Genomic DNA, 17,913 nt, shown 5'->3' on the forward strand with positions numbered 1-17,913 from the left:
CCAGCGTTGTCATTACCGCCACCATCACGCCACATGGACCGCTGCGTAGAAGTTCAGCACAGCGGATCCGTTCAACACGCGGTTTGCCTTTCGTGTTTTGGCGAAAGGTTCGGAAATTATGCCAAAAACTAGTCATGTGCGGCTCCGGTTTATGTGAGGGTCAGGGTCCACTGGTCGTTGCCAGCGTCCGGAATTGGGGAAAGGCGCAGGGGCCATTCCATGATCTTCTGGGCGTTTTCCAAACCCTGCAGGCGCTGCATCTGGGCGCGTGCCACATCAATCTGAATGATGTTGCCAGCTTGGGTGCCGTGTTTGAGCACGATCGGGATTTCAGCCTGATCAAGCGCCAAGCCGTAAGGATCGAAGGTGCCAAGATCGACGCCCACCACTTTGGTCTCGACGCTGTCCTCGCGATCCGTGATCAGGATGCTTTCCTCGCCGACCAGGAAGCGCGGCGCGATCTCGTTGCCCAAGTTCAGCATGAAGCTGCGCATGGTCAGGCTTGTGCCATCGACTGTGAAGACGGGTGTGTTGGCGTTGTTGACGGGCAGGGGATCCATGAAACCGGACAGATCGGGGTTCGCCCGCGCTTCTTCGGTGGGCCGCGTGAACAGGCCGGTGAATTCGAAGTTCAGGTAGGGAATGGCAGACGAGCTCAAATCCAACGTGCAGGTGCCGCGTGTGCCCTTGATGACATGCTGGGTGCCTTCCACCTGAAAATAGGTTGAAAGGCTTTCATGCCCGTCGCTGACCGGATTGTAGACCACCGATGTACCGGCTGTGATGGTTTCGGCGACACCGCACCCGCGCATCAAGGGGCCCCATGCAGGCGGCGTGCCGGCCGCACCTGATCCGACCAGCTCAACCTTGAAGCTCAACTTGGCATGCAGATCGATCGGGACCGAGCCTTGGCCCCCCAGAAAGCTGGTTTCCAGATCGCGGCTGACGTCGCTGCCGGCCATAGGCTCAAAGGACACTTCTTTGGCAAGGATCGCGTTTTGCGCAGCTGTTGGTGTTGCATCAACGCCGTAGGTCGCTTCGATCTTGGCCAACAGGATTTTCGAATTCCATTTAAGCGACATTTAAACGTCCTTTTCTGCGGTGTTCTTCACCGCTTTAGGCTTGGCTGGTTTGGGGGCAGGCTGTGCTTTGGTCAGCGTGCCTTTGGGATCGCGGACAAAGCTGCCACCGGATTGGGGCAGGGCGGTCTTGCTCATGAGAAAATCCTCAATTGGTCTGTCGTGGAAAATTCGAGGGCGTAGGTCAGCAGGCCAGCGTTGAAGCTGAGCATCTTGCCGGAGCGCAGGTCAAAGACGTCTGTGCGGCCGGGGGCCATCCAGCCGCAAAGCGCGTCAATTACCGAGCGTTTCAGCGCGTCGATGGGCTCAATGCCTTTGGTTCCGATGCGGTCACTTGAGCGCAACATGAGGGCCACGCTGATATTCTCGGAGACGTCTTGTATGAACGCGCCTGCCGATGCTTCGGCTTGCCCGCCGCGCATGCCTGAAGAGAAGACATAGGCCACCGGCGTGCGCGTCGGGGCTTGGCCCGATTGCACCACGGCAGAAAACGCCGCTGCACCTTCAACCCTTTGAAGGTCTGACACGTCTTGCTTCAGGCGCGTGATCACATCATCCACCAACATCAGATGAACCCTGACAATTTGTCTGGTGTCATTTCGCGGTCGCGGTCCGTGGATTGGGCACCTGTGCCGCCGGTGCCTTGCGGCTCAATGCCACCGCTTGGCAGACGGAGTGTTCCATCAGCGATAAGTTTCAGCGTTGCGATAGCGTTCTTGTGTTCGTCCGTGATTTTTTGATCGGGCGTGTAGGTGTGCAGATCATAGATCACCAGCTTTTCCGCCAGTGGCTGGATCAAATCAGACATAGGGTTCAATGGCAGGCGATACCGCGTGGCAAGGTAGCCATCGATCAATGCGGCCGCCGTCTGAAACGCGACATCCATTGTGCTTTGGTTGATTTCGCCAACTGGTGGATCCGTGCGATCAGTGAGGTCCAACAACAGCGACCGACCGTAGCGTTCAATCATTTGGGCTGTTGTGACGTAGCTCACATTCATCTCCGATGTTGATCTATGTGGTTGTTTGGCGGGTCAGGCGTCGTTTTCGTCTGGCAACTCTTCCACCGCACCGCATTTGACCAGGGCCGCGTAATCCGAGTGGGACAGACGAATTGGATCACCCGCCTTTACAGGGCCGTCGTCCCCAATCACCTGTGACAAGACAGTGGTTTCGATCATGTCATCTTGCGGCTTTTTGGGGCTTTGCTGCGCAGGCGGTTGCGGCGCGGGTTTTCCGCCGGCAGCATTGTGAGCCGCAATCAACTCGTTCAGTCGCGCTTTGGTCATGCCATTTTTGACCTCAAGTCCCAAAGCGGTCGCCTGTGCCACCAGTTCTTTATGGTTTGCCATTGTCTTTGCCCTTTCAAACATCGGTTGAATAAAGCGGCCCGAACCAAACGGGCCGCTCAATCACACGACGCCGGCTTAGACGCAGTTCTGAACGAGGTAGCCGACCTGCTTGGCGATGATCAGTTCTTTGACCCGTTCACCGACGCGGATGTTGTAGCCACCATGAAGGCCGATATTGGGATCCTCAGTGCGACCGGCGATGCGTGACGCATATTCGCCTGTCAGGCCCCAAGTGACGCCGCCGGCTTGTACAGACGCCATCGGATCGAGGTGCATAAAGGACATGTGATCACGCCAGGCGCGTTGCAGTTCAGCGGCTTGTCCGGGCTTGCTTGTGTTGGTGTAGGCGCGCCCGATATGCAAGGCCGTCAGGCCTTCACCAGAGAACAAGGACACAAACTCTTCCGGTGTGATCATGCCTTTGTTGGTCAGATTGCCGCGCACCGCATTGACCAGGTCCGGGTGAGAACTGAGTGTTGTCCAGACATTGTGTGACATGGCACATGTGCTGCCGGGATAGATCAGGGTGCCGTTGATGGCTGCCTTGATGACATCGATTGGCGAAGAGTTGGCATAGTCTGAGAATTTGGCGCCACCAACCAAAGCTGTCTTTTTGTCGGCTTCGTAATTGTCCGGATTGTGCACCATGCCAGAGACACGCACTTCGCGGATATTTTGCAACGTGTCCGTGACGCGTTCAGCGGCATTTGCCTCTGGATCAAAGGCGCTGGCATTGCGGGCACGCATTTTGGCCGCTTTGTCGATGTCGGAATAGGGAATGGGAACTTCCAGACCGTAATCGTCAACAGATGCCGTGCGTTCGGTGCCTGTGAACTCGAGTTGCTTCACACGGCCCAGACGCCCGACTTTGGCATCTGGTGTGTTGAAGCCTTCAGAGATCGGATATTCCGTCCACTTGAAGTCTTCTTCGCCCACCGGAACGCGGGGCATGACTTGGTCAGCGATCAGAGCTGACGCGGGGTTTGCAAAATTGACCGCAATGGCGGTCAGAACGGCATTGGCGGCAAAGGGGCGACGGGTCATTTAGAAATCCTTCGGTGTCGTGTCGGGTGGATGGCCTTCAGGGAAGGCGATTAAGCGGGTTCGTGCAGCACGCCGGGGGCAAGCAACGCATCGACGATGTCGCCACTCACGCCAGCTTCATCGGCAAAGCCAATGATCCGGACTGTCGTGCCGACCGCAGGCGTGGCCAGAACGGCATTGCCTGTGGCATCGCTGGTGAGCGGATCGCCTGCAGACACCGGACCACCCAGTTGCACGGGGGCGAAACCTGCGACGTAGATGTCGACCATTTCACCGGCGGTGGCGCCCAGACTTGCTGTCACGCCGATGAACGGATCATCGTTTGCGGTTGCGACAGTTGCTGCCCGGTCTGTTGCCGGTGCTGCGAAAGCTGCGATGCGGAAACCAGCCAGCGCGGCGGTGACTGCGTAAGAACGTGTGAGTGTGGGGATCATGATTTGCCTTCCGAAACTGCCAAAATGGCTTGTGTCATTGTCAAGTCCGTCAACCCGGCCGAATGCTGTGTGGCGAGATAGGTTGTGGCTTTTGCGGTCAGCTCTTCGGCTGTGGCCGATTGCATGTCTTCACGAACTGCAGCGTCCTGAGCACTAAGAGCGCCAGCGGTGCCCGGAGACATGACAGGCATGGCCTTGATCATCTCTTCGGCGGCGTTGGGATCTTTTGAGTGCAGATCGATGTAGAGCTGGCGGTTGGAAGAGTTCAGACCGATGCGCATTTCTGCGATAGCACCATCGACAAAAGCCTCCGCTGCGGATTGCTTGCCGGTGGCCTGCAAGGTCGTGACCGTGTCTGTCAGCGCTGTGACCTGTGATTGCAGGGCTGTCACCAGATCATTCGATCCTTTGCCAGCACTTTGCGCTGCGACCAGAATGGCCCCTCCATCCGCGCCTTTTACGCCCAGAGCTTCGCCGATGCTGTCGAGGGAAGACTGCAACGCGGCAGCGCCGTCATCGGCTTTTTCTTCCAGTTTTGCCGTCAAAGCTGCCATGACCTGCTCTTCATCGGCAGTTTCGCCGAGGCCGAGCATGGCCGCAGTTTTTGCAATCATGTTCATATTGGTGTCCTCATCTGGATTTTGTGTCGCATTGAGCGCAGTCATGCCGCGCAGATTGGGTGTGTTGGTCAGGCTGGCGCGGCGAATGGCGAGAATTTGCTTTTTGCCATCATGCAAGATGACGGGGCTCAGACTGCGATAGGCTCGGTCTGCCAACAGCGCTCTGCCTGATGCATTCCAGGCGACTTTGCCCCAAATGCCAGTGTCGCGAATGTCCATTTCTTGGATCCATCCGCGTGCCGGCGCTTCGCCGCCTTTCGGGGCGCTTAGGTCGGTCGAGTGGTTTTCGTCGATGACGAGAAGGTCGTTATCGGCAAAGCTGAGCGCCACAATCGCTTCAAGATCGTCTGCTACATAAGGCCCCCGCTGGTCATCTGTTGGAATTTCGCCAACTGGCAACAAATGCACCCATTCAGGAACCGGCGCGTTTTCCGTCGGCTCCGGTAAGGTGCTGTGCATCATGATTGCAGTGGTGAATTGTGCCTGTGTCATGCAGGCACTATCGCGCGTGGGCGCAGGTCAATCGCCCCGAAACAGTTTTCGGGGCAGGGCGCTTAATTGTGATCTGGGAGTTGCGTTATGTTGCCGATCATGGAGCGTTCGGTCAATCCGCTTTAAACGGCGCTGGATTGCGAAAGCCTGTTCACAGCCTATAGTTACAGATTTTGCAAAACAATTTAACGACAGCAAACGCGCAAAAGAGGTTCTATTTTGTGCAGTTGAAGACTGTGATAATTTCTATGTCTGTTCTTTTCTAAAGAACGCATTGTTTGCAATTGGCTTGAGCCTAGTCACTTCAATGAAGTTCAGAAAAGATGCGAGTTCTGCCCCTATTAGTTGCTGAGGCGTCTGTCGGGATGGTGTGTTGTTTAAAAATGTCATCGGATTGACGGGGTCACCATCAAGTCGCACTTCAAAATGCAAATGAGTGCCAGTGCTTCGGCCGGTGCTTCCCATTGCACCAATTTGTTCATCGGTTCGAACCATTTCACCAACTGTTACATCAACGCTGGAAAGATGCGCGTACCAAGTTTCGAAACCGTTCTCATGGTCAATTTTGATTAGTTTCCCGTAGCCAGATTTCCAACCTGCCATCGTGACAATCCCATTTGCTGCAGCATAGATAGGGGTGCCTTCAACGGCCGCGAAATCAATCCCATTGTGCATCCGCCCCCATCGTGGTCCAAAACCTGAAGCGAACCTGAAACTGCCTCGCACAGGAGTCGCAAGTCGGATCATTTGCTCCTCTTGATGCTCTGGTCTGCCAAATTCATCGTAGTAGGAATCCCCATACAAATAAAAAACCACGTCTTTGACGGTGTCGTATTTTGCCACTGGCACTCCACCCACACCATCGTATTGAATGGTCAGGGTCATTTGATTGTTGCCGCCTTCCTCTGTCTCACGAAGAACAACTTTGCTTTCTTGAACACTTCGCATGACGACGTCTTGAAAGTCGGTTGGAGGAAGTCGACCCAGTTCTTGGACTGCATTTGAAATTCTATAGTCTATTTCTCTTCGTATTTCCTCCCGCAAATTTTGCAGGTTGGCGTTGGTGTCATCTATCCGACGATGAATCGTACCAACAGACATCTCGACAATGAAATACACCCCAAGAAGAACCGTTAAGGCAGATGCTATACCTGCTGCTAAAAATCGCGCTAAAATTGTTGTCACTGATAGACCCTAAACGAACCATACATGTGGCGAACCTAGACAAAGAAGTTCATCGTTCCAAGCCCTGAACATCCCAATCACCAGTAGTCATTCATAAAGCGGCACTGCCAATTTGCATTGGGAGGTGAAATCAAGTGATCGCTTGATCCTTTTGGCGGGAGCAATTGGTCGAAGCGCCTAAAACTTACTCTATCAAACCCTCGAGATAATCTTCAATGACTTCGGTGATTTCCGGCGTGTCGCTTTCCGCAAGCCCAACAAATGGACGTGCTGGAATATCCCCCCACAGGTTTGGAAACCGGGACTTCGGACCGCCAAAGTGCATCATTGCCGCCTGGACCGCGCTGGATCCGACTTCTGCGTGATCGGGGCTGTAATCGTGATGGATAAAATTCGCCATGTCGCCGGTAAGCCGCAATGGCCCCCCGATTGGAGAAATGCCCTTGGCGGCATATGCTGCAAGCGTTGCTTGTGAGCGCGGTGCAAAGGATGTGCCATCCGGGCTGACACCGGCTTCCAGTCGGTCGGTGTTGAGTTGCGCCCAGGCTTCGCCGATTTGGTTCATCAACGTGCTTTTATCCTGAAGGCCAAGATCCAGATTGCGTAAAGCTGCCTGAAGGGCATCGTCGTTGAAAGTCACGTTCGCCATTGCTATATGACCAAGTGTGAGCGCGACACGGTGATATTCTCCCAGCCGTAGCACGAACCTTTGTTCGGAGCGCCATGCGAGGTTGCTGACTTGTTCAGAAGGGAGGCCTCGCCGCTCACGGTTTCTTTCCTTGTCTCTTCAAGCGTCTCAATTCCTGATCTTTCTTGACCTGATCAGATGACATACGCCGGAAGCTGACCACATACAGCTCGTCCGCTTGCAAAACAGCCTTAACCACCAACACATAGCCCGGCTGCTCTGGCGCATCCTTCACGAAAGTCAGATGGTTTTTGCGTGTGCTGATCACATGATCGGCCTCTGACACTGTTTTTTGGGCCTGCAGATAATCCGAGGTCTCAAGTTCCGGGTGATGGGCCTTTTGTTTTTGTGCACTTTCAGGTGAGAAAACTGCGACACGCTGTTTGGATTTGATCCGAACCGCAGCCGCTTCCGGAATTTTCACCAGTGGCCAATTGCCCGCAGGGGCCTTCAACCATTGCCCAAACAGCTCTTCTTTCAACCACTCCTGAATGAGATCAATTGACAGCGCGTCAGGCAGCGTTTCCAGTTTTGGGCGCAATGCGTTGATTGTGTCAGAAACCGTTGCACCAGGCGCATAGTCCCAATTGCGGTCTATGCCTTCAGGCGCATTGGTTTTCGGGTCGATTGCGTCCCAACCATCAGGCAGTGTTTTGTTCGGATCACCACCGACACGGCGGATCCCGCGCAAACTGTTCGCACCACGCACATAACAGCCACAGCCCCAACCATTGGGCGGGAAGTGTGTCCGCCAAAACGGGTGATCCGAGGGCAGGGCGATGCCGTCCAAGGCAAGATGGTGTTCGCGTGGATGCGCAGCGCCACCGTGGCGATAGACCCAGTATTTGTAATTGCCTGCCACAAGCTGGGCGTGACGGCCGGCCATGAAACTGGTCCGCAGGTTGGTGCGGTAGATTGTTCGCATGCGCCAGTTTTCACCGGCTTCGGTCCCTTCGCCGGTCCAACCGTGCCAGCCGCGTTTTTCAACAATGCTGCGAAAGTCCTTTTTGAACGCGTCGAATCCGCGCCCTTCGGAAATCGCTTTGTCCACGGCTTGCGCCAGATCCGCCAGCAAATCGGCCTTGACCGCGCCGGCCACCATGAATGCGCTGTCATGCTGGGATTTGACCAGGTCATCCCATTTCGAGGTTGGGACAAGGTTTCTCAAACGCAACCGAAACGTGGCAAGCTGGGCTTTGAAGGGTTTGCTTAAGGTGGCAGCAAGTGGATCAGCCATTTGCGTCTTCGATTTCAGAAACGCGGCCTGCTGCGTAGGATGCTGCCAGCGCGTCTTGCATGACAGTCGCAAGCTGTGTGCCATCGGTTTGGCCAAATCCGGAAATCAGCATATCGCGGAATTCGGACAGATCATTTGCCGCCGACATCATCGCTTCAACCTGTTCCATGATGTCTTCGACGCCGCTTTGGCCATCTTCACCGAACCGGGCGTTTAACGCGTCAATTATCACCCCCTCGATTTCCGGCCCGTCAGACGCCTGCAATGCCGTTTGCCCGCCGTGTGTCCCTGAATTGGCTTCAAGGGTATTTAATAGGTATTTAAATTTGCTCTCAGAGCGGGTTTGACGCCCTGCGGGACTGGTGTTTTGCGCTTGAGGCAGTGTTTCGGGTGAATTCGCCGCTGAAAACGCCAAAACCTCTTCGCCCTCGACAGGCTCTTGCAGGCCCAGTTTGTCGCGCATCTGTTTTGCCGACACTCGTAGCCCCAAAGGACCAAGCAAGGCCACGGCCTCGGACAAGGTTTTCAGGTCTTCAGGTTTCGGGCGTTCGATTTTGAGAAGCGGGTAACGTTTGAGCGGCCCGAACTCCAAGGTCATCCAAGGCCGGATCAAGTCGCGGTTCAAAATTGCCGACAGCGCTTTGGCATCGGCGGTCTCAATGTCTTCTTGCACCTCGCGGTGCTCTTTGCCGGAGCCTAGACCACCTGTTACGGCGTCCGTGGTCGCGGTCTGACCCAGAACGGCCTTGGAGATTTGTTTGTCCAGCCAATCGGCACGCGCTTCATACAAATTTGAGGAGGCGCCAACATTGGGTGAAGATATGAATTCGATTTTCATGCCTTCAGGAATGATCGCGGCGCAATCGCCCGCAATGCCGGACACCGCTTGCCAGAGTGTGCGGCGATCTGCGTCGCTGGCGTTTGGGCCATAACGTCCCAAGCGGACAGGCTGTCCAAAGGTCTGTGCAAACAATGCCCAATCGCGTTGGGTGTAGGCTTTGAACATCCAGCCCCATGCTGCGACGCGGGCCAAGCCGCTGCGCAAGGGCAACCCAGATTTGGCCTGAATGTCGCCGTGGATATAGCGGAAAGGCTCAAGCGGCTTTTCCGCGCCTGTGGCATCCAGTTCAACAGGCACTTTCAAATTGTGCTTTGCGAACCGAAACGCGCGTGGATCCAGTTGTTCAAGACGACCAGGCCACCATTGGCCTTCGGACTTTTCCCAGCCAATCTCTGTGATGCTGAAGCCTTTGCCGATACAATCAAGGATCAAGAACAGCTCGCCGGAAAGCTCGAGCCGGTTCACCCAATCACGCACCAATTCGGCACGGGCAACGTCTTGCGGGTCATCGCTGGCTTCTTCGACAGTGATGTCGATCTGGCTGACAGAGCGTTTGCGCGTGGATAACACCCCCAGATAGTGCGGGTCACGCTCTTCGATTTGTTCCGCCAGTGATAGAAACTGCATCGGCTCGCCAATGTCGGCCGCCCGCATGATCGACGCGAGGCGCACAGGCTCCAGACCGTCGCCTGGATAGCTTGGCACGGGGTTTTGTGGACTGCCGAAACGTGCCGGCTCAATCGGGCGGTTCAAGTCAGCGCGACGTACCGGATTTCCGAAACGATCTAGAAGGGCAGGGCTATTGGGCATTTTGATGCCTTTCTGATTGGATCATGTGATGCCGCCTTTCAGGCCAGCGAAGAGATCGGCACCCCCCATTTGTTGACGTGTGCCGTCTCGCAGCCATCCAAGATCCGCTGATCCGCCGTTTGGAAGGTGAACGCCGCCAGGGGTGACCTTTTCGTAGGTGAGTTTTTGGTAAGGGGAGGCTGCTGAGGCGCAGGCCAATGAGAAGGCCCAGAAGCGGTCTGCGTGACCATCTGTGTCGCCGTCAGCCACCAAACGCCGCGCACCGGTCAAACCGACTTGGCTTTTGATAGCGTGCAGATCCGCGCGCAAAACAGGATCACCTGCAGGAATTCGGATTGTGCGGTCTTCCATGCGCTCTTTCAGAGCGGTCGCAAGGTCCAGTTTGCTTGCAACGGAAAACAGAACGCCTTCAACGCGCATGGCACCGTGGTTGCGCTTGGCGTCTTCGACGGGCTTTTCGCCCATGCCGGTTTGGTCCATGGCAACACGCACAACGCGGTACCGCTCCATGACGCTGGCCAACAGGGCGTCTTGTTCGGCAAAGCTGATCCGCTTTTCTGCAATGACTTCACGGCAGATCAGGACGTCGCCGACTTCTTCCAGCACGACGATGACAAAGAGGTCATTGCGGGCCGCGATGTCGACACCGACATAGCAATTGCCACCGGCATAGTGCAAAGGGATGCCCGCATTCTTGGCTTCCACAGATGAAATCAGATCATAGGTGAGCCAACTGGACGCCGCGTCCAACCACTTCAGCTCAAATTCCTGTGCCCAGGCGTCTTCGTCAGACATGCCTTTGCGCAGTTCGTCGATGTCAACATCAAGACCCTGCCTGACTGCCTCGTAAATGTCTGTCTCGTGTTTGGAAAAATTGTTGTCCTTGGCCGTCATCAGCTCGTAGAACTTGTTGCCTTTGCCATTGGGCGTAGAGATCACGCGGATCTTGTGACCGCCCCTTGCAGCAACGGGAAAGGCAGAGCCCCAGATTTTGCGGCTGTCGCGATGGAATGCAAACTCGTCAAAAAGCATGTTGCCACCAAAGCCACGCGCAGCATCTGGCGATGACGAGATAGCCGTGACGCGGGATCCACCTGGGAAGCGCACCTCTTGGGCTTTGTATGTGGCCTCTGGCACATCGATCATGTGAACCGAACCGCTTTCGATCACTTCGCGTGTGTGTGCCGGCACATGGAAGTCTTCTTCGGTAAACTCAGGGCGCCCTTTACGTGCCAACGTCGAATAGGCGGCATAATATGCCTCTGTAAGAGGCTTTAAAGCATCTTCGATGGCCTCCTTTGCGGTGCCTTCCGAGCGGGACAGAATTGTCCAACGTGTTTTGCGCCCGTCGATTTCGGCTTGGGTGCAGTCGTCAACGATCTCGCCATTGGCCGCGAATGTCTTACCGCCACGGCGGGTGATCTTGCCGACCTTGAAGCGCGACTGGTCGTTCATCCAGGCTTTCTGGTATGGCAACCATTTGATGATCGGGTCTTGGAGTTGGCGCGTTGAACTCTTAGGCATCAATCAAAGCCCATCACCGCGCGGGCAGCTTTTGCTGCATCGACGTTGACGTCGCCAGACGCAACACCGGCTTGCAAGGCGTCCTGCAGCTCGGCGCGTTCGGCTTCTCGTGCTTCCCTGGCAACCATCTCGCGTTCGTCTTGCATAAGCTTTTCTCGGATGCCGGAACTGGACATGACGTCTTTCAGCATTCGCCCCAGAAAGTGCAGTTCTTTGGGGTCAATCTCTTCAGCCTTTTTGGTCATTTGCCCTTGCATGACTTTGAAGGCGAGCGTTGTGATCATCTGGAACAACACGTTGTGGCGCTGCGCTTCTTCTTCCAGACCATTGCCTTGCATCCAGTCGGCAGCCCACGCGCTGGCTTGTTCCTGATACTTGACGAACTCTGCGTGCTCTTTGCCAAAGCTGTGAATTGCGGATTTGCCAATCCGAACGTCCATGCCTTCGGCTTCAAGCCGGAAGTTAAGCGCTTCGGCCAGGTCCTCGTATCCGGCAAAGCCGCGTTCTTCCAGCTCGGCCTTTAGCCAGTCGCGAAGCTCTTTTGGCAGAAGATCAATTTTACGGGGCGGGGGCATGGATCAGGCGTCCGGTCCGGGGCGCTGAACTTCAGGATGGCGAGCACGTCCTAAGGCAACATCGACACCGCTTTGCGTTGCCTTGGCGACTTGGAAGTCTGCAGTGCCTGAGAGGGCGACAAAACCCTGTTCACTGAGCCATGCCAATTCAGTCGACATCTGCGCACGTGATGTTGTCACTCCAAACCGGTTACACCCTTCAGTCAACAAAGACGCGTTGGACGTATATTCCGGGATTTCATGCAGCAGCTTCAAGATCGTCAGACGACGGTGTTGACGCAATTGTTTGGCATAATCGCTCACGATTTGCTCCCATCAAGTAAGTGGTCTTCGTGGCGACTGACAACACGTTCGATGCGCGCAATCGCCTCATTGGTGGCACCGCGCTCTGCCCGCATGGCTTTGATGTCCCCACCGATTTCGGAAAGGGTCAATTCAAGGCGGTGAAAATCCTGCTGTGACGGCATTGCATTCATTTGCTGTTCAACAGCACTGACGCGGGTTTCGATCTCGGTCATCCGTTTCGAACCGGCTTTAAACTGCCCATCAACGTGCTTTGAACGTGTGGCAAACCAAGCAAAGACCATAGCCCCAACTGACAGGGCCAGACTGAACACCTTGGTCCAGGTGTCTGCGTCCCAACCCATCATGCGTCGTCATCCTTGAGCGGCAGTGCCTCTGCCAATGCCTCAAAAGCCTGACCCGTTGCGACCAGGCACATAAGCCCGCTTGGAGAGGTCATTGTGATGCTCCACGTGCCGCTTTCCAAAGAGGCAAACACCTCGACGACGGAATTGTTGGCACCAAGACCCATGGATTGCCGCGTTTCACCAAAGCCATTCGCCAGCCGCTGGATAACGATGTCGCGCGGTGCGCAATTACGCATGCTTTGGGCTGACGCTGCAAAGGCCATTGCTGCGATCATGAGCGCTGCAATGATTGCAATCACAAGGATGCGGCGAAGTTTATCAAACGTGATCATCGGGCTTGCCCCTTCAATGCTGCAATGGTCACATCTTTGGATTTGGACCCCACAGACGACCCAAAATAATAGTTGGCCACTTGCGTAACCATGACGCCCAGAGAGCCGACCATAATCAGCAAAACCTCGGTGCCTGCGGCGGGCAGGCCAAACCGGAAAATGTAAGCTAGGACGCCGAAGAACCCCAAAATGATGAACCCGCCCAAAATGGCCGGCGTTCTGTCTTTCATTTGGGCTTGGCGATGTCGCGCACTTGCCCGGTCGTCAGCTTCAATTCGGGCGATCTCGACGCCTGCCTCTTCCATTTGCGCGGCAAACTCCGCTTCGATCTGCTTGAGTTTGACCATGTCGCCGCCAGATGCGCCCATCAGCAGTTGCTCCACGCGGTTCAGGTCCGGGACCGAAGTGTCAGACAGTCCGCCAGTGATCGCCTGTGCCGCCACGCCTGCCAGGGGGCCACCGATTGCAGCCGCCAGTGTCGGGGCAACTGCGGACAAGATGCCTTTGATCTTTTGCTTGTTCATGCGGACGCTCCTGTCTGTTTGGTGTGTGATTTCACGACCCAACCTTCGATGCCGCCGTAGACAACCTTGATCCAATCGCGACCTTCGAACACACCAGCCCGCACAATGGGAACGACCGTGCCGTGTGGGATCGACTGCAACACATTTGGTGCAAAGCTTGGCCAGCGCCGCATATTGAGGCTGTCGCCAGGCGCATGGATCATCGCCAGATCATCACGGCCGGAAGGCACCGGCTTGCTGCCTTCTTCCGCTTTGTCAGCCTCAGGATCATCACGGCCGAGGACCAGTGCGCGGATGCTATCCAATGGGAAAAGGGGGTTGGTGTCGATCTTACGACCAGGGGAGATAAACCAATGCGGCACGATGTCTTCGATGGTAGAAATGCCGGAGCATAGACAACGCAAAAGCTCCGTCAGGGATGTGATCTGTTGTTCCGTGTAGGGCATCCACCACCCCGCGCCATGATGTGGCGTTTCAGCGTACTGGATGCCGTGATCGATGATGTCAAAGTTCTGGCCGAACCAGGTTGTGGCAGTGACACCGTCGAGAGACGTCATCAGGCCGGGGTTTACGATTTCGATACCAACCGAAAAGCCGTTGACCCCAGAAGCCCCCTTGTAGGACGAACGGCCAGCATGACTTGCATGCCTGTTCGTTGGAACCTGCTGCTCGATAAAGCCATCACGCTCCAAAACGAAGTGGACAGAAACCTTGGCATGGTTGCGAAGGAAGTCAGCCGAGTTGCCCTTGTCCAGACGACCTGCGGTGTCATGCAGCACCAAAAGGCGGGGTTTGATTTCCCGACCAATGCGCGTCGCTTGTTGGAAGGGGATTTTGGCAATCAGATGGTTTTGGAGCTGCATGACTGACCTCGCTTGCGCGCGCGGAAACAGCCGCGCCTTAAGAGGCTTCAAGGTGTCATGATTTTTGGGTCGATTAGCCCCGAAACAGTTTTCGGGGCAGGGATCAAAGCTTGGGGAAAAGGGGGAGAGGTTCCGGTGGTCGTGGTGCGCCGGTGGGCAACCGCTTCAATGAACCGCGAACCCACACTCTTGAGACATGCAACTTGCGTGCAATTCGTTCTTTACTCAAGCCCCTTGCCGCCAATGCATGCGCAAGCCACAATTTAGCATTGGGCACATCGGTAGGTGCAAAGTTCATTTGGGCACAAAGGGCGGTTGCATCTGGCATGCCAAGGAATTGCACCAACTCCGACGATGGTCCAGGCGAGCGCGGAAAAGTCATCTTGGCGCCACCGAACTCCAACAGAAACTCAACAGCCTTTTCCGGTCCCAAGGCCAATACGTAGGGTTCCACTTGCGCGGTAGGCTTTGGCCAGTTGATCATTTGAGCAATCGACGCTTTGCAGGGGTTTTCTGCATCTCGGTTTGGATGCCTTCCCGCATGCACCAGTCTTTTAGGGCGCGTGTGACATCGTTGATCTGTCCCGCGTCGCGCAGGCTATCAATGTCGAACGGGACGGACTGCCATTTGTTCTCAAAACGCGACCGGACGAAAGCATTCAGACCATCGCGACCAGGGCTTTTCAGCTTTTCTGCATCGCCCAGCAGCGTCCACAGAACATGGACGTATCGCAGATCGGCGCGCGGAGCGGGTTTGTGGCGCTTGCCCTTTGTGCTCGAACCAGTCCAGCCGTCTGCCTCTAAGCGCGATATAACTGCCTTTAAATCGGTCTCGGTCATGTCCGACATGGATGCTTTTTTGGTCACGGCCAACTGGATGTCGTGGCGGGTTTCCTGATCGTAACCAAGCTGGCCACAAGCTACATGGATTTTGCGTTGCAATGCGCGCTTGCTCATTTGCCTATGCCTTTGCCATGTCGATCGGGACTGCGGACCAGGGTCCATCAAACGCGTCGCGCCGATAGCAGCGAATGTAGGTTTTTGACCCGACGACACGCTGTGCGTCACGAATGGCCTTCATGCCGCGCTGCCAGCGTTCGTCTTCGATGTCGAGCTTGGTTAGTTTGATCAGCTCTGACCGATTGACCTTGCCTTCGACCTCGGTTTGAAACGCGCTGTTGACGATGGCGCGGATCTCGGGCCGTGCATCTGACGCCCAATCATTGACGCACTCGTCGACCAATGCTTTGGCGATCTGAAGTTCCGGCCCAAAATCAATGTGGTCACTGATACGCACTTCCACGCGGAACAGCCGGTCAATGCTGAAAAAGGTTTTGTTGCCGCGTTTGCCACCGATCGATGTATCGTATTCCTGTGCAAGCAGGGCTTCGAAATCATCCAGGTCGCTGACCACGTGTTCTTTCAAGCGGCTGATCTGATCTGAGGCCGCAATCCAAAAGCCAAGGATCTTGCGAACAACTTCGTCTTGCAACAGATCTTGCGGTTTGATCGTTTCAACAGGATCCAGGCCGCCTTCGCCGTTGTTCATATAGACGTTGTCATCAACGATCCGTTTTCCGTCCGGAATCGTCGCAGGTTTGAAAAGGCTTTGTTCAGTCATAACGTTGGTTCCTTTGTCATTGAGGGGTGAACTCCCCCCAAAAGGCCGTTCTCGATCAGCTTTGCAGCCATCTCTGAAGGCGTCTTTCCCTTTGCGGCGGCCGCAGTCGCCAACATCGAAAATAGGCGCACAGGAACGACGACTTGTTGTGCCAATGGCTCTGGCTCATTTGCGGGGCCGCGTCGTGATTTGATGAAGTGAGGGATTTCGATGCCACGTTTTCGAGCGCTGCTAATGCATTGGTGAACATTGGCGGGATCGATGCACAATTGGTGCGCTATTTCAGCAGGGCGGACGCGTTGCAGGGCAAGAGCGATGATCTTGTCAGATTGGACGCTCATTCGTCTGTCTCCCCATCAAAGCGGGCGCAGGCACGGCACGCCCGAAACATAAGCAAATTAACCGGCGAAGAGGACACCACGCGCTGCGCTGCGCGTTTTTGCCAGCCAAAGCACTTGCCAGTATCGATCCATCCAAGGCTCGGACAATCAACATCCGTTGGCATAAGGATTGCACGAACAGCCTTTTCCATCGTCGCTGTGGATGCAGGGTATTTGTTGCGAATGATCTGGCTAACCGCACCACCGGTGTATCCGATGGTTTTGGCCACAGTGTTTTGGGAATTGACGCGATCGCATTCTTTGACAATCGCGCACACCCAATCTGGCACAACGTTGCCCCAAGCCTCGGTCGCAATTTCCATGCGTTGGCTCATAAGAACACCCCTTCGACATGGACCACTTTGTTCAAGTTGTGATCGACAAGCACCGTTGTGTGTTTTGGTTCCGGGGGGATGGGGCCTGTGTTTTTGACCAGCCTGTAAACCGGCATACGCCCGCTCTCCGGCATGGCTTTACGGGCAAAAACCAGATGCCCTGCATTGCGTAACAGTTCGCAGTAGTCGCTGATAAAACTTTCAGTGATTTCAGGACGGCTCACCACAATGCCTGCCAGCAGATCGGTCACGACAAATTCTCTGGTCAAGCGAATGGCGGCCCAGACAGCGCCGTGATTACTCATTCGTTTTTCCAAACTGTCTTGCAAAAGCCATGCAACTGAAAACGACGTATAGTGGACCACGTTTCCAACGCTGTGATGGATGCGGAAAAGGCCTTGCCTGAACATTTTTGAAGTCACCACGCGAAGGCCGTCACCTGGCATGCCTGTGATCTTGGCGACATCGGCGTGACAGAAGCTGTCCAGGTCTTTGACCGCGTCCCAGACGATCTTCTCCGTTTGGTTTTTTGAACGGAAGCGTTTCAGACGTTTCTGCATCACAGGCCCTTTCTTGGCAGAGGGGCTTCGCCGCGCAGGAATGGTGCATCGCCCCATGCGTCCAGCGTCATGGATGGGGCGCCTTGCAAAACGGCAGTTTCTTCAACGAATGAAAGATCTACACTGATCCGGCGTGTGCGCCCGACGTTGATGTCCACAATGTGTTGAAGCAAAGCGTCATCGATCTGCACCTTGGGTGCATAGACTTTGGCGAGTTCCTTGGCGTCTTCGAGATCTGAGGGCTGGGCGGCTTTCCAGTCCAGAATGCGGCCATCGACCAGTTCCCATTTACGCAGCTTTTGCGGCAAGTCTTCCATGCCGATCAAAACCACCGGCATGGAACTTCCATCGTGAAAGTCACGGATCATCTGGATCATTCCGCGATCAACGGCATAGTCGGCTTCGTCAATGACAAGTGTGCGGCCCGATGTCGAAAGATGTGTGTTCACCTCTTGCTGCAGGTCGGGAATTGTCAGGCGCGGCGTGACCATCACACCAAGTTCCTGACAGATCGCTTTCAACAGGGTTTTGCGGGTCCATGTGTCCTGAACCGAGACATGAATAATATCCAAGGTGAGTGCGGCGTGGATCGCAGCAAAAGTTTTCCCGTAACCTGTTGGCCCGTAGAAAACGCCCATGCCGGGTAAGTTTGGCGGGCGGTTTTCCAATCGGTTTATCAACAAATTGAACTCCGCCACATTGCGCAGCGGCCGAACCCTGTTGCCTAGTTTCATGGTCTGTGTCATTTTGTCTCCAGCTTTTTGCTAA

Annotated in this window: 25 protein-coding genes; all 25 read right to left on the minus strand. The window is 55.3% G+C overall.

The genetic code is table 11. The features are described from left to right. Positions 1 to 149: 149 nt before the first annotated feature. Complete coding sequence (locus ASD8599_RS08445) at positions 150 to 1,082, minus strand: phage tail tube protein (RefSeq protein ID WP_108828120.1); 933 nt, start codon at positions 1,080 to 1,082, stop codon at positions 150 to 152. Further along, positions 1,083 to 1,217 (minus strand): hypothetical protein, encoded by a 135-nt coding sequence (locus tag ASD8599_RS20485; protein ID WP_281261553.1) that lies wholly within the window; start codon positions 1,215 to 1,217, stop codon positions 1,083 to 1,085. Further along, positions 1,214 to 1,645, minus strand: a complete 432-nt coding sequence (locus tag ASD8599_RS08450; RefSeq protein ID WP_108828121.1) for a phage tail terminator protein — start codon at positions 1,643 to 1,645, stop codon at positions 1,214 to 1,216. Before ASD8599_RS08450 ends, ASD8599_RS20485 begins: the two co-directional genes overlap by 4 nt. Beyond that, a complete protein-coding gene (locus ASD8599_RS08455; protein WP_181364444.1) occupies positions 1,645 to 2,073 on the minus strand; it encodes a gp436 family protein in 429 nt (142 codons plus the stop codon). The genes ASD8599_RS08450 and ASD8599_RS08455 overlap by 1 nt, the downstream gene beginning before the upstream one ends. Positions 2,074 to 2,112: 39 nt before the next feature. Continuing rightward, on the minus strand, positions 2,113 to 2,430 hold the full coding sequence (locus tag ASD8599_RS08460) for a hypothetical protein (protein WP_108828123.1): 318 nt from the start codon (positions 2,428 to 2,430) through the stop codon (positions 2,113 to 2,115). A 75-nt stretch (positions 2,431 to 2,505) separates the two neighbouring features. Beyond that, entirely contained in the window at positions 2,506 to 3,474 is a 969-nt protein-coding gene (locus ASD8599_RS08465) for a capsid protein (RefSeq protein WP_108828124.1), read from the minus strand. Positions 3,475 to 3,524: 50 nt separating this feature from the next. Continuing rightward, positions 3,525 to 3,908, minus strand: a complete 384-nt coding sequence (locus ASD8599_RS08470) for a capsid cement protein (protein WP_108828125.1) — start codon at positions 3,906 to 3,908, stop codon at positions 3,525 to 3,527. Further along, a complete protein-coding gene (locus ASD8599_RS08475; RefSeq protein WP_108828126.1) occupies positions 3,905 to 5,020 on the minus strand; it encodes a phage protease in 1,116 nt (371 codons plus the stop codon). Before ASD8599_RS08475 ends, ASD8599_RS08470 begins: the two co-directional genes overlap by 4 nt. A 246-nt stretch (positions 5,021 to 5,266) precedes the next feature. Continuing rightward, the gene (locus tag ASD8599_RS20530; RefSeq protein ID WP_306418876.1) at positions 5,267 to 6,205 is read right to left on the minus strand and encodes a M23 family metallopeptidase; all 939 of its coding nucleotides are present in this window, start codon (positions 6,203 to 6,205) and stop codon (positions 5,267 to 5,269) included. A 184-nt stretch (positions 6,206 to 6,389) separates the two neighbouring features. After that, on the minus strand, positions 6,390 to 6,854 hold the full coding sequence (locus tag ASD8599_RS08485) for a phage virion morphogenesis protein (RefSeq protein ID WP_108828127.1): 465 nt from the start codon (positions 6,852 to 6,854) through the stop codon (positions 6,390 to 6,392). Positions 6,855 to 6,969: 115 nt separating this feature from the next. Continuing rightward, positions 6,970 to 8,130, minus strand: coding sequence for a phage head morphogenesis protein (locus tag ASD8599_RS08490; RefSeq protein WP_108828128.1), 1,161 nt, complete (start codon positions 8,128 to 8,130; stop codon positions 6,970 to 6,972). Beyond that, positions 8,123 to 9,781 (minus strand): DUF935 domain-containing protein, encoded by a 1,659-nt coding sequence (locus ASD8599_RS08495; protein WP_108828129.1) that lies wholly within the window; start codon positions 9,779 to 9,781, stop codon positions 8,123 to 8,125. Before ASD8599_RS08495 ends, ASD8599_RS08490 begins: the two co-directional genes overlap by 8 nt. 21 nt (positions 9,782 to 9,802) lie before the next feature. Next, positions 9,803 to 11,305: a phage terminase large subunit family protein gene (locus tag ASD8599_RS08500; RefSeq protein WP_108828130.1), complete on the minus strand. Its 1,503-nt coding sequence runs from the start codon at positions 11,303 to 11,305 to the stop codon at positions 9,803 to 9,805. After that, a complete protein-coding gene (locus ASD8599_RS08505) occupies positions 11,305 to 11,880 on the minus strand; it encodes a phage protein Gp27 family protein (protein ID WP_108828131.1) in 576 nt (191 codons plus the stop codon). The genes ASD8599_RS08500 and ASD8599_RS08505 overlap by 1 nt, the downstream gene beginning before the upstream one ends. 3 nt (positions 11,881 to 11,883) lie before the next feature. After that, positions 11,884 to 12,183 carry a VpaChn25_0724 family phage protein gene (locus ASD8599_RS08510; protein ID WP_108828132.1) on the minus strand — a complete coding sequence of 100 codons (300 nt, stop codon included), beginning with the start codon at positions 12,181 to 12,183 and terminating at the stop codon, positions 11,884 to 11,886. Next, on the minus strand, positions 12,180 to 12,530 hold the full coding sequence (locus ASD8599_RS08515; protein ID WP_108828133.1) for a DUF2730 family protein: 351 nt from the start codon (positions 12,528 to 12,530) through the stop codon (positions 12,180 to 12,182). The genes ASD8599_RS08510 and ASD8599_RS08515 overlap by 4 nt, the downstream gene beginning before the upstream one ends. Then, positions 12,527 to 12,862 carry a hypothetical protein gene (locus ASD8599_RS08520; protein ID WP_422664745.1) on the minus strand — a complete coding sequence of 112 codons (336 nt, stop codon included), beginning with the start codon at positions 12,860 to 12,862 and terminating at the stop codon, positions 12,527 to 12,529. Before ASD8599_RS08520 ends, ASD8599_RS08515 begins: the two co-directional genes overlap by 4 nt. Continuing rightward, on the minus strand, positions 12,859 to 13,386 hold the full coding sequence (locus ASD8599_RS08525; RefSeq protein WP_108828134.1) for a hypothetical protein: 528 nt from the start codon (positions 13,384 to 13,386) through the stop codon (positions 12,859 to 12,861). The genes ASD8599_RS08520 and ASD8599_RS08525 overlap by 4 nt, the downstream gene beginning before the upstream one ends. Beyond that, on the minus strand, positions 13,383 to 14,249 hold the full coding sequence (locus tag ASD8599_RS08530; protein WP_108828135.1) for an N-acetylmuramoyl-L-alanine amidase: 867 nt from the start codon (positions 14,247 to 14,249) through the stop codon (positions 13,383 to 13,385). The genes ASD8599_RS08525 and ASD8599_RS08530 overlap by 4 nt, the downstream gene beginning before the upstream one ends. A 480-nt stretch (positions 14,250 to 14,729) precedes the next feature. Continuing rightward, positions 14,730 to 15,206, minus strand: a complete 477-nt coding sequence (locus ASD8599_RS08540) for a regulatory protein GemA (RefSeq protein ID WP_108828137.1) — start codon at positions 15,204 to 15,206, stop codon at positions 14,730 to 14,732. 4 nt (positions 15,207 to 15,210) lie between these two features. After that, positions 15,211 to 15,870 carry a DUF3164 family protein gene (locus ASD8599_RS08545; protein ID WP_108828138.1) on the minus strand — a complete coding sequence of 220 codons (660 nt, stop codon included), beginning with the start codon at positions 15,868 to 15,870 and terminating at the stop codon, positions 15,211 to 15,213. After that, positions 15,867 to 16,211 (minus strand): hypothetical protein, encoded by a 345-nt coding sequence (locus ASD8599_RS08550; RefSeq protein ID WP_108828139.1) that lies wholly within the window; start codon positions 16,209 to 16,211, stop codon positions 15,867 to 15,869. The genes ASD8599_RS08545 and ASD8599_RS08550 overlap by 4 nt, the downstream gene beginning before the upstream one ends. Beyond that, positions 16,208 to 16,585, minus strand: a complete 378-nt coding sequence (locus tag ASD8599_RS08555; protein WP_108828140.1) for a hypothetical protein — start codon at positions 16,583 to 16,585, stop codon at positions 16,208 to 16,210. Before ASD8599_RS08555 ends, ASD8599_RS08550 begins: the two co-directional genes overlap by 4 nt. Continuing rightward, entirely contained in the window at positions 16,582 to 17,145 is a 564-nt protein-coding gene (locus tag ASD8599_RS08560) for a hypothetical protein (RefSeq protein WP_108828141.1), read from the minus strand. The genes ASD8599_RS08555 and ASD8599_RS08560 overlap by 4 nt, the downstream gene beginning before the upstream one ends. Beyond that, on the minus strand, positions 17,145 to 17,891 hold the full coding sequence (locus tag ASD8599_RS08565) for an AAA family ATPase (protein WP_108828142.1): 747 nt from the start codon (positions 17,889 to 17,891) through the stop codon (positions 17,145 to 17,147). The genes ASD8599_RS08560 and ASD8599_RS08565 overlap by 1 nt, the downstream gene beginning before the upstream one ends. Positions 17,892 to 17,913 lie beyond the last annotated feature (22 nt).

The sequence above is a fragment of the Ascidiaceihabitans donghaensis genome (assembly GCF_900302465.1).
GTDB classification, from domain to species: domain Bacteria; phylum Pseudomonadota; class Alphaproteobacteria; order Rhodobacterales; family Rhodobacteraceae; genus Ascidiaceihabitans; species Ascidiaceihabitans donghaensis.

Coding starts and splice junctions, on each gene's coding strand:
- ASD8599_RS08475 (WP_108828126.1), bottom strand. CDS start 5,020: ATGACACAGGCACAATTCACCACTGCAATCATGATGCACAGCACCTTA.
- ASD8599_RS08515 (WP_108828133.1), bottom strand. CDS start 12,530: ATGATGGGTTGGGACGCAGACACCTGGACCAAGGTGTTCAGTCTGGCC.
- ASD8599_RS08565 (WP_108828142.1), bottom strand. CDS start 17,891: ATGACACAGACCATGAAACTAGGCAACAGGGTTCGGCCGCTGCGCAAT.
- ASD8599_RS20485 (WP_281261553.1), bottom strand. CDS start 1,217: ATGAGCAAGACCGCCCTGCCCCAATCCGGTGGCAGCTTTGTCCGCGAT.
- ASD8599_RS08540 (WP_108828137.1), bottom strand. CDS start 15,206: ATGAGCAAGCGCGCATTGCAACGCAAAATCCATGTAGCTTGTGGCCAG.
- ASD8599_RS08545 (WP_108828138.1), bottom strand. CDS start 15,870: ATGACTGAACAAAGCCTTTTCAAACCTGCGACGATTCCGGACGGAAAA.
- ASD8599_RS08550 (WP_108828139.1), bottom strand. CDS start 16,211: ATGAGCGTCCAATCTGACAAGATCATCGCTCTTGCCCTGCAACGCGTC.
- ASD8599_RS08555 (WP_108828140.1), bottom strand. CDS start 16,585: ATGAGCCAACGCATGGAAATTGCGACCGAGGCTTGGGGCAACGTTGTG.
- ASD8599_RS08495 (WP_108828129.1), bottom strand. CDS start 9,781: ATGCCCAATAGCCCTGCCCTTCTAGATCGTTTCGGAAATCCGGTACGT.
- ASD8599_RS08450 (WP_108828121.1), bottom strand. CDS start 1,645: ATGTTGGTGGATGATGTGATCACGCGCCTGAAGCAAGACGTGTCAGAC.
- ASD8599_RS08465 (WP_108828124.1), bottom strand. CDS start 3,474: ATGACCCGTCGCCCCTTTGCCGCCAATGCCGTTCTGACCGCCATTGCG.
- ASD8599_RS08460 (WP_108828123.1), bottom strand. CDS start 2,430: ATGGCAAACCATAAAGAACTGGTGGCACAGGCGACCGCTTTGGGACTT.
- ASD8599_RS08560 (WP_108828141.1), bottom strand. CDS start 17,145: ATGCAGAAACGTCTGAAACGCTTCCGTTCAAAAAACCAAACGGAGAAG.
- ASD8599_RS08520 (WP_422664745.1), bottom strand. CDS start 12,862: ATGATCACGTTTGATAAACTTCGCCGCATCCTTGTGATTGCAATCATT.
- ASD8599_RS08490 (WP_108828128.1), bottom strand. CDS start 8,130: ATGGCTGATCCACTTGCTGCCACCTTAAGCAAACCCTTCAAAGCCCAG.
- ASD8599_RS08445 (WP_108828120.1), bottom strand. CDS start 1,082: ATGTCGCTTAAATGGAATTCGAAAATCCTGTTGGCCAAGATCGAAGCG.
- ASD8599_RS08470 (WP_108828125.1), bottom strand. CDS start 3,908: ATGATCCCCACACTCACACGTTCTTACGCAGTCACCGCCGCGCTGGCT.
- ASD8599_RS08505 (WP_108828131.1), bottom strand. CDS start 11,880: ATGCCCCCGCCCCGTAAAATTGATCTTCTGCCAAAAGAGCTTCGCGAC.
- ASD8599_RS08485 (WP_108828127.1), bottom strand. CDS start 6,854: ATGGCGAACGTGACTTTCAACGACGATGCCCTTCAGGCAGCTTTACGC.
- ASD8599_RS08525 (WP_108828134.1), bottom strand. CDS start 13,386: ATGAACAAGCAAAAGATCAAAGGCATCTTGTCCGCAGTTGCCCCGACA.
- ASD8599_RS08500 (WP_108828130.1), bottom strand. CDS start 11,305: ATGCCTAAGAGTTCAACGCGCCAACTCCAAGACCCGATCATCAAATGG.
- ASD8599_RS08530 (WP_108828135.1), bottom strand. CDS start 14,249: ATGCAGCTCCAAAACCATCTGATTGCCAAAATCCCCTTCCAACAAGCG.